Annotated in this window: 1 protein-coding gene; it reads right to left on the minus strand. The window is 56.5% G+C overall.

The genetic code is table 11. The features are described from left to right. On the minus strand, positions 1-237 hold a 237-nt coding region (locus VJI93_RS09260), incomplete at both ends, for a hypothetical protein (protein ID WP_324009397.1).

The following is a 237-nucleotide window of genomic DNA, read 5'->3' on the forward strand; positions in this document are numbered from 1 at the left end:
TGTAGATGCGGCCCAGAGTGTCATAGAGCGCCGGATTGATGTCGAGGCCGGTGTTCGTCTGCGGCGAAGCCACCGGATCCTTGTCGAACAGATTATCGACCTTGCCATAGATCGACACGGCGTCGGTGATCTTGAACGACGCGCCTACGTCCACATAGAAAGCGCCTTTCATCTTGTTATAGTCGATGGTCGGGTGGTTGCCGGTGGAAACCGGGCAGGACGTCTGGCAAACCACAT

Origin of the sequence: Parvimonas sp. M20 (assembly GCF_035282425.1) — a bacterium.
In the GTDB taxonomy this organism is placed as follows: Bacteria; Bacillota; Clostridia; order Tissierellales; family Peptoniphilaceae; genus Parvimonas.